This window comes from Pseudomonas sp. F9001, from assembly GCF_013385435.1.
GTDB lineage: Bacteria > Pseudomonadota > Gammaproteobacteria > Pseudomonadales > Pseudomonadaceae > Aquipseudomonas.
The window spans coordinates 1-10487 of record NZ_JACAPX010000047.1 but is presented as its reverse complement, the minus strand read 5'-3'; the positions used below and the strand labels follow the sequence as shown (position 1 = coordinate 10487).

The following is a 10487-nucleotide window of genomic DNA, read 5'->3' as shown; positions in this document are numbered from 1 at the left end:
TGATCCATCACCTGGCGGTGGACGGCGTGTCGTGGCGCATCCTGTTCGAAGACCTGCAAACCGCCTACGAGCAACTGCAGCAGGGGCGTGTCGTGGCACTGCCGGCCAAGACTTCGTCGGTCAAGGCCTGGGCGCAGCGTCTGCAAGGTTATGCCCGAACCGAACGCCTGCAACAGGAGTTGCATGACTGGCAAACGCTGCTGGCCGACGTCGACAGCGCCTTGCCGTGCCTCGATCCCGAAGCCGGCTTGCGCAATGATCAAGGTGCCACGGTGCACAGCGCCTTGACCCCGACGCACACCCGCCAACTGCTGCAAAACGCCCCCAAGGCCTATCGCACCCAGGTCAACGACCTGCTACTGACCGCGCTCGCGCGGGTGGTTTGCCGCTGGACCGGCCACGCCGATGCCTTGATCCAGTTGGAAGGCCATGGTCGCGAAGACTTGTTTGACGACATCGACCTGACCCGCAGCATCGGTTGGTTCACCAGTGTGTTCCCGGTCAAGCTGACGCCGGCTGCGGACCCGGCTCAATCCCTCAAAGGTATCAAGGAGCAACTGCGCGCCATCCCCGATAAAGGCCTGGGTTTTGGCGTGCTGCGTTACTTGGGCGACGCGCAGGCGCAAGCGGCGCTCAAGGCATTGCCGACACCGCGGATTACCTTCAACTACCTGGGGCAACTGGACGGTCATTTTGAGGACGACAACGGTGCGCTGTTTGTACCGTCGGGCGAAGCCCGTGGCGCCGAGCACAGCCCGCAGGCACCGCTGGATAATTGGCTGGCACTCAACGGCCAGGTGTTCGATGGCGAGCTGCGGTTGAGCTGGACGTTCAGCCCGGCCATGTTTGCCACCGCGACCATCCAGGGCCTGGCGGATGACTATGCCCGTGAACTGGCAAGCCTTGTGGAGCATTGCTGCACGTCGGGTGCCGCGGCCGTGACCCCGTCGGATTTCCCGCTGGCCAACTTGAGCCAGGCGCAACTGGATGCGCTGCCCATTCCCGCGCAGGCGATTGCCGACATCTATCCGCTGGCGCCGATGCAGCAAGGCATGCTGTTCCATACGCTGTACGAGCAGGCGTCGGGCAACTACGTCAACCAGATGCGCCTGGATGTCGAGGGGCTGGACCCGAAACGCTTCCGCCAGGCCTGGCAAGAAGTGCTGGATCACCACGATATCCTGCGCACCTGCTTTGTCTGGCAGGGCGAGTTGGCGCAGCCGGTGCAGGTCGTACTGGAGCAGGTCGAGCTGCCTTTTGTCAGTCATGACCTGTCCGGCCACGCCGATCTGGCGACGGCCCTGGATGCCTTGGCGGCCGATCAACAGCAGCAGGGCTTCGACCTGGCGCAGGCACCGCTGTTGCGCCTGGTGCTGATCCGTACCGGTGTCGACCAGTACCATTTTATCTACACCCATCACCACATCCTGATGGACGGCTGGAGCAACTCGCAGCTGCTGGGCGAGGTATTGCAACGTTACAGCGGGCAATTCGAAGCCGGCCGTGGTGGACGTTATCGCGACTACATCGCCTGGCTGGACAGCCAGGACCGCCAGGCCAACCAGCGGTTCTGGACCTTGCAACTGGCTGACCTGCAAGAACCGACCCGCCTCGCGCAGGCACAGGCCCAAGGCGAAGTGCCTGGCAGCACGGGCTATTCGGATCACTACCAGTATTTTGACGCTGAGCGCACCATGCAGTTGAGTGAGTTCGCACGCCGCCAGAAAGTCACCCTCAACACCTTGGTGCAAGCGGCCTGGGCCTTGCTGTTGCAGCGCCAGAGCGGCCAGTCGAGTGTGTGCTTCGGCGCTACCGTCGCCGGGCGTCCTGCGCAATTGGCCGGTGTCGAGCAGCAGGTCGGGTTGTTTATCAACACCTTGCCGGTGGTGGTCAGCCCGCGACCGGAGCAAACCATCGCACAGCTGTTGCAAGCCTTGCAGGCGCAGAACCTGGCCTTGCGTGAACATGAGTACACGCCACTGTTCGAGATCCAGCGCTGGGCGGGGCAGGGTGGTGAGGCACTGTTCGACAGCCTGCTGGTGTTTGAAAACTACCCCGTGTCCAAGGCCCTGGAGCAAAGCTCGCCAGACGGTTTGCGCTTCGGACGGATTGATAGCCATGAGCAGACCAACTACCCGCTGACCCTGATGGTCAACCTCGGCGAGGCATTGTCGCTGCAGTACAGTTTCGACCAGCGTTTCTTCGCCCCGGGGCAAATCCAGGCGCTGGCCGCGCAACTGCATAACCTGTTGCAGGCAATGACGCTGAATGCCGATCGTCCGCTGGGGACGTTTGACAGCCTGGACGACGGTGAGCGCAGCCGTGTGCTTGAGCAGTGGAACGCCACCGACGCCGATCTTTCGGCGCTACGGGTGCACAGCATGATTGAGCAACAGGCCCTGCATCAGCCGGACGCCGTGGCTGCGGTGTTCAACGAGCAGACCTATACCTATCGTCAACTCAACGAACAGGCGAACCAACTGGCGCACAAGCTATTGGAGCTGGGCGTAGGCCCGGACCAACTGGTGGGGATATGCGTGGAGCGCAGCCTTGAAATGCTCGTGGGCCTGCTCGCCGTGCTCAAGGCGGGTGCTGCGTATGTGCCGCTGGATCCGGATTTCCCGGTGGATCGCCTGGAATACATGATTGCCGACAGCGGCATCGGCCTGTTGCTGACCCAGGCCCGCTTGAAGGATTTGCTGGTGCTTCCTGCGGGGCTGACGACGGTGGATCTGGATCCTCGGCATTCAGGGCTGGCGTCCTACCCGCAGAGCAATCCGCACGTGTCGGTAAAGGCGGCCAGTCTCGCCTACGTGATCTACACCTCTGGTTCTACGGGCAAGCCCAAAGGGGTGATGGTAGGACATGCGGCACTGAGCAACTTCCTCGCCAGTATGGCGAAGGCTCCAGGCATGTCAGGCAGTGATCGGGTGCTGTCGCTGACGACGTTCTCGTTTGATATTTTCGGGCTGGAAATTTACCTGCCGCTGGTGCTCGGGGCACGTGTGGTCCTGGTGGGCAAGAGTGCCGCCCAAGACCCGGCCCAAGTCTTGGAGCTGGTACGTCGCGAGCATATTTCAGTGGTGCAGGCCACCCCGTCTACCTGGCGGATGTTGCTTGATAATCCCGAGGCGCGCGCGCTGCAAGGCTGCAAGATGCTCTGCGGTGGCGAGGCGCTTGCCCAGGATCTGGCGGACCGCATGCTGGCGCTGTCGGACCAGGTGTGGAATCTCTATGGCCCCACTGAAACCACCATCTGGTCGGCGCAACACCCACTCAGCCAGGCGTTGCCGCAGGCCTGGCTTGGCCGGCCCATCGACAACACTCACCTGTACATCCTGGGCAGCGATTTGCAGCCAGTGCCAGTGGGTGTGGTGGGTGAACTGCTGATTGGCGGAGAAGGCCTGGCCCGTGGTTACCATCAGCGTGCCGGGCTGACCGCCGAACGTTTTATTCCCCATCCGTTTTCCAGCTCCGGGCAACGGCTGTATCGCACCGGCGACCTGGCGCGTTATCGCGCCGACGGTGTGATTGAGTATGTCGGCCGCCTGGATCACCAGGTGAAAATACGTGGCTTCCGCATCGAACTGGGAGAAATCCAGGCACGCCTGCAGGAGCACCCGGCCGTGCGCGAAGCCGCCGTTATCGCCCGAGAGGGCGGTGTCGGCCTGCAACTGGTGGGGTATGTAGTGCCAGGCGAACCGCTCGGCCACGACCGGCAAGTGCTGCTGCGCGATGAGCTCAAGGCCCGCCTGATGGAAACCCTGCCGGCCTACATGGTCCCGGCGTTTCTGGTGATGCTCGACAGCCTGCCACTGACCCCCAACGGCAAACTCGACCGCAAGGCGCTGCCGGCGCCGGATGCCAGTCAGTTGCAACAGGCCTACGTTGCGCCGCACAGCGATCTGCAACGGCAAGTCGCCGGCATCTGGCAGCTGGTGCTGCAACTGGAGCAGGTAGGACTTACCGATAACTTCTTCGAACTGGGCGGGCATTCGCTGCTGGCGGTAAATGTCGTGTCGCGTATTCAACTTGAGCTGGGCTTGAAATTGACCCCGCAACTGCTGTTCCAGCACCCCCTCCTGGAAGACTTTGCCCACCATCTGGAACACGCCGGCGGGCAACAAATCAATGAATCGAAACTGAGCAAGCTGGAATTTCTGCTTGACGAAATGGAGGAAGTTTAATGGACATCCACGCCGCCCAGAGAATCGCTCGGCGTTTCATTACCTTGCCCCTCGACAAGCGTCGCCTGTACCTGGAGAAAATGCTTCAGGAAGGTGTTTCCCCGGCGAACTTGCCTATTCCCGAAGTCCAGTCGGCCGTTGAAGCGATTCCCCTGTCCTTTGCCCAGGAACGCCAGTGGTTCCTGTGGCAGTTGGACCCCCAGAGCACGGCGTACAACCTGCCCATGGTCCTGCGCTTGCGCGGGAACCTGGACCTGCTGGCGTTGCAGCAGTGTTTCAATCAACTGATCGCCCGTCATGAAAGCCTGCGCACCCGCTTTGTGCAGCGTGACGAAGGGGTAAGCCAGAACATCCTCGCCGAAGCGCCCCTGGACATTCCCTTGACGGTGCTGGCACCACAGGCCGATATCGAGGCGGCAATCACCGGGTTTGTCGAAGCGCAGACCGGGCAGCTGTTCGACCTGAATGAGGGGCCGCTGCTGCGGGTCAGCCTGCTGCAGATCGATGGGCAGGATCACATCCTGACGTTTGTGCAGCACCATATCGTGTCCGACGGCGGTTCGATCCAACTGATGGTCAATGAGCTGGTGCAGCTGTATGACGCCTGCCAGCGCGGCGAAACCCTGGTGCTGCCGGCGTTGCCGATCCAGTACGCCGACTATGCCATCTGGCAGCGTCACTGGATGGAAGCCGGCGAGCGCGAACGGCAACTGGCCTATTGGTGCGAGCAGTTGGGTGACGAGCAGCCGGTGTTGGCGCTGCCGACCGACCGTGCGCGGCCGGCCGAGCAGAGTTATCGCGGCGCGCGTTTTGAAATTGCACTGCCGCATGCCCTGAGCCAGCGCCTCAGGCAATTGGCCCAGCAGGAAAAGGCCACGCTGTTCATGGTGCTGCTGGCGTCCTTCCAGGCGTTTTTGTATCGCTACAGCGGGCAGCGTGATATCCGTGTCGGGGTTCCGACCGCTAACCGCAACCGGGTGGAAACCGAACACCTGGTGGGCTTTTTCGTTAACACGCAGGTACTTCGCGCCGAGGTAGTGGGCGAGCAGCCGTTCAGTGTTCTGCTGGACCAGGTCCGCCAGGCTGCCCTGGGGGCGCAGGACCATCAGGACCTGCCATTCGAGCAGTTGGTCGAGGCGTTACACCCGCAACGCAGCCTCAGCCATGCACCGCTGTTCCAGGTGATGTTCAACCACCAGCGCATGGCAGCCGCCGGCACTGGCGCGCTCGCACTGCAGCTGCCGGGCCTGTCCATCGAAGGCGTGGCCTGGGAGAACCGCACTGCGCAGTTCGACTTGACCCTGGAAACCTACGAGTCCGATGACGGCATAGCAGCGGCCCTGACCTATGCCACTGACCTGTTTGATGCGCTGACGATAGAACGTCTGGCGCGGCATTGGCAGACTCTGCTGCAAGGAATCGTCGAGCAGCCCCACGCCCGTGTCGGCGAGTTGCCGTTGCTTGATGTCGCCGAGCGCGAGCAGATGGTGCAGGACTGGAACGCCACCTCACAGCCTTTTGGCGGCCTGACGCATCAGGTGATCGCCGCCCAGGCCGAGCGTACGCCCGACGCGGTTGCGCTGGTATGCGAGCAGCAACAGCTGACGTATCGCCAACTCAACCAGCGCGCCAACCACTTGGCGCATCGCTTGATCAACATGGGGGTTGGGCCTGACGCGCTGGTGGGTATCGCCGTTGAGCGCAGCGTGGAAATGGTCGTCGGCCTACTGGCCATTCTCAAGGCCGGTGGCGCTTATGTACCGCTGGATACCCAGTACCCGGCCGACCGCCTGGCTTACATGCTTCAGGACAGTGGCGCGCAGTGGTTGCTGACCCAGGCGGCAGTACGTGATCAGTTGCCCATCCCGCCGGGCGTCCAGGTGCTGGTCCTGTCCGACACTGACGAAACGTTGCAAGCCAACCCGCAGGTTGCCGTGCAACCCGACAACCTTGCCTATGTCATCTACACCTCCGGTTCCACCGGCCGGCCCAAGGGTGTCTCGGTTCGTCACCGAGGGTTGGCCAATCACATGGCCTGGATGTGCAAGACATTGCCACTGCAAAGCAGCGATCGGATCCTGCAAAAGACCGCGTTCAGCTTCGATGCTTCGGTATGGGAGTTCTGGCTACCGTTGATGACGGGTGCACAGTTGGTGATGGCCCAGCCAGGGTTGGCCGAGAGCCTGTCACTGTTGTGGGAGCAGGTCGAGGCACAGCGGATCACGGTCCTGCAGTTGGCGCCTTCACTGCTGCAAGCCTTGCTGCCTGAAGCGAGCGATGCCCAGCTGGCGTCGCTGAACGTCGTGTTGTGCGGTGGCGAAGCCTTGAGTACCGAGCTGAGCCGACAGTTGCAGCAGCGTTGGAGCGGGCGCTTGATCAACCTGTACGGCCCGACCGAAGCGACCATCGATACCAGCAGCCATGAAGTGCCTGTCGACCCTGCCGGCCCGATCGTGGCGATCGGCAAGCCGATCGACAACGTACGCACTTATGTCCTGAGCGAAGCGTTTGAGCCGTGCCCGCCGGGTGCGGCCGGTGAGTTGTATATCGGAGGGGATTCCCTGGCCCGTGGTTATCACCTGCGCCCGGGAATGACCGCCGAGCGATTTATTCCCGACCCGTTTGCTTCCCATAGCGGCGCACGACTTTATCGCACCGGCGACCTGGTGCGTTATCGCCAGGACGGTGTGATCGACTACATCGGACGCATTGACCACCAAGTGAAGATTCGTGGGTTGCGCATCGAACTGGGTGAAATCGAAGCCCGCTTGCTTGCCCTCGACGGTGTGCGTGAAGCCATGGTACTGGCGCAGGGTGACGCCGGTGCCCAGGTGTTGGTGGCCTACATCATCGCGGCCGCAGGCGACCTGCAACCCGCGCCGTTGCGCGAGCAGATCCGTGCCGGGCTCAAGGCCCGCTTGCCGGATTACATGGTCCCGGCCCATTTGCTGTTTCTTGAGCAATGGCCACTAACCGTCAATGGCAAGCTGGACCGCAAGGCCTTGCCACTGCCGGATGTCAGCCAGGCCGAACACGCCCATGTGGCGCCGCAGAGCGAGCTTGAGCAACGTATCGCGGTGATCTGGCAGGACGTGTTGAAACGTCCGGCCATCGGTGTCACCGACAACTTCTTCGAGCTGGGCGGTGATTCGATCATCTCGATCCAGGTGGTCAGCCGTGCGCGCCAGGCCGGGATTCGTTTCACCCCTAAAGAGCTGTTCCAGCACCAGACTGTCCAGGGCCTGGCCCAGGTTGCGCAATTGGCCGCCGGGGTGGTGATCGACCAGTCGGCAGTCGTCGGTGAGGCTCCCCTGGCACCGGTACAGATCGCCTTTTTTGAACAGCCGGTGCCTGATCGCGCGCGCTGGAACCAGTCCGTCATGCTCACGCCGAGGGTCACGTTGGACGTGGCGCTGCTGGAGCAGGCGCTCAAGCATCTGGTGACTCATCACGATGCGCTGCGGATGGCGTTCACTGCTCAGGCGCAAGGCTGGTCGGCGCGCTATCAGGCGCCGGGTGAGTACTCCGGGGCGCTGGTCCGGGAGGCTCGGAACATTGACCTTGAGGCGCTGGAGCAATGGGGCGACCAGGCCCAGGGCAGCCTGAACCTGGAGCGCGGCCCGCTGTTGCGGGCGGTGCTGGCGAACTTGAACGATGGCAGCCAGCGTTTGCTGGTGGTCATTCATCATCTGGTGGTGGACGGGATTTCCTGGCGCATTTTGTTCGAGGACCTGCAAAAGGCCTACCAGCAGCTCGCCAGCGGCCAGCGTTGCGTGTTGCCGGCCAAGACCAGTTCCTTCAAGGCCTGGGTAGAACGCCTGGGGCAGGCGGCGACTGCGGATACGTTGCGCGCCCAGCTCGATTACTGGGAAGGCTTGTTGAGCGGTTCGTCGACGGCCCTGCCGGTGGACCATCCCCATGGTTCGCTCTCCAATCGCCACGCGATGACGGTGCACACCCAGCTTGATGCCCAGGCCACGCGGCAACTGCTGCAAGAGGCGCCGGCGGCCTATCGCACCCAGGTCAATGACCTGTTGCTCAGCGCACTGGCACGGGTTATTGGTCGCTGGACCGGGCAGGACAGTGCGCTGATCCAGCTCGAAGGCCACGGCCGTGAAGACCTGTTCGATGACGTTGACCTGACACGTACCGTGGGCTGGTTCACCAGCCTGTTTGCGGTCAGGTTGCCGGTCGAAAGCGATATCGCGCACTCGATCAAGGCGGTGAAAGAACAACTGCGGGCGATTCCAGACAAGGGGATTGGCTACGGTGTATTGCGCTACCTGGGCGATGAACCATCCCGCAGCCGCTTGCAGGCGCTGCCGGCGCCGAGGATTACGTTCAACTACCTGGGGCAGTTCGATGGCAGTTTCGATGACGAGCAGGCTTTGTTCGCTCCCTCGGGTGAGGCGCGCGGGCTGGAGCAAAGCCCGGAGGCGGCGCTCGGTAACTGGCTGACCCTCAATGGCCAGGTATATGGCGGCGAACTGAGCCTGGGCTGGACCTTCAGCGGGCAGATGTTTGACGCCTCGGCGGTACAGCGCCTGGCCGATGAATACCGTCTTGAGCTGCTGAGCGTGATCGCTCATTGCACGGCGCCCGGCAACAGCGGCTTGACGCCTTCGGATGTTCCGCTGGCCGGGCTCGGTCAGCGTCAACTGGATGCCTTGCCGCTGGCCCTGTCGGCTGTCGAAGATATCTACCCGCTATCGGCCATGCAGCAAGGCATGCTGTTTCACACCCTGTATGAGCAAGGTGGCGGCGACTACATCAATCAAATGCGCCTGGACGTTACCGGGCTGGATCCCGAGCGCTTCCGCCAGGCCTGGCAGGCGTGCGTGAACAGCCATGAAATCCTGCGTACCGGCTTCCTGTGGCAGGGTGATCTGGAGCGACCGCTGCAAGTGGTGCACAAGCACCTGGAGTTGCCATTCACTGTGCTCGACTGGCAGGAGCACCCGGCACTTGATGGCGCACTCGATACCCTGGCCGACGCTGACCGCCAGCGTGGTTTCGACCTTGTGCAGGCGCCTCTGCTGCGCCTGACCGTTGTGCGCACGGCGCCGGATCAGTGCCATTTGATCTATACCTCCCACCACATTCTGATGGATGGCTGGAGCAATTCCCGGCTGCTTGGTGAGGTGCTGCAACGCTACAGCGGGCAAGAGCCCGAGCACCAGCCGACGCGCTATCGCGACTACATTGGCTGGCTGCAATCCCAGGACCAGACGCTGCGAGCAGCGTTCTGGACGCAACAGTTGGCACCGCTGCAAGCGCCGACACGGCTGGCCCAGGCGGTGGCCGCGCCGCTGTCCGCAGATGCCGGCTACGCCAGTCATTTCGAGGTGCTGGACTCGCGCCAGACGCGCCTGCTGAACGAGTTTGCCCGCCAGCAGAAAGTCACCCTCAATACCTTGCTGCAAGCCGCCTGGCTCCTGCTTTTGCAGCGTTATACCGGGCAGTCGACGGTGTGCTTTGGCGCCACCGTGGCTGGGCGTCCGGCCGACCTCAAAGGCGTCGAGCAGCAGATCGGCCTGTTCATCAACACCCTGCCGGTGATCGCCAGCCCGCTTGCCGGGGAGACGGTCAGCCACTGGTTACAGACCGTTCAGGGGCAAAACCTGGCGCTGCGCGAGCATGAGCACACGCCGCTGTTCGAGATTCAGCGCTGGGCCGAACACGGTTCCGAGTCATTGTTCGACACGCTGTTGGTGTTCGAAAACTACCCGATCTCCGAGGCGCTGGCTCAAAGCGCGGACGATGGGCTGTCCTTTGGTGCCGTTGTGGCCCATGAGCAGAGCAATTATCCGCTGACACTTTCCGTCAATGCCGGGCAGACGCTGGGGTTGCACTACCACTATGACCGCAGTCAGTTTGCGGCCGGGACGATGGCGGGCATTGCCCGTCATCTTAACCAGTTGCTTGCGCGCTTCATGGCCGGCAGTGAACAGGTGCTGGCGCAACTCGCCACCCTTGAGGGCGATGAACGTCGGCTGGTCGAACATACCTGGAACGCCAATGGCCTGGACTTCCCGCGTGAGCGGTGCATCCATCAACAGATTCAGGATCAGGTGCAGCGTACGCCCGACGCCCTGGCGGTTATCTGGGGTGATGAGCAACTGACCTACCGCCAGTTGAACGGCCGGGCGAATGCCCTGGCCCACAAGCTGGTGGCGCTGGGTGTTGGCCCTGAAGTGCGGGTTGGCGTGGCCATGCCGCGCAGTGCGCAGATGGTTGTGGCATTGCTCGCGGTGCTCAAGGCGGGTGGTGCGTATGTACCGCTGGACCCGGATTACCCGG

2 protein-coding genes are annotated in these 10487 nt (G+C 62.6%); both read left to right on the top strand.

Annotated elements, in window-relative coordinates:
- On the top strand, positions 1-4187 hold a 4187-nt coding region (locus tag HX818_RS29110; protein ID WP_177021220.1), incomplete at its 5' end, for a non-ribosomal peptide synthetase.
- Positions 4187-10487: non-ribosomal peptide synthetase (locus HX818_RS29105; RefSeq protein WP_177021219.1), on the top strand; the 6301-nt coding region annotated here is incomplete at its 3' end. The genes HX818_RS29110 and HX818_RS29105, both read left to right, overlap by 1 nt.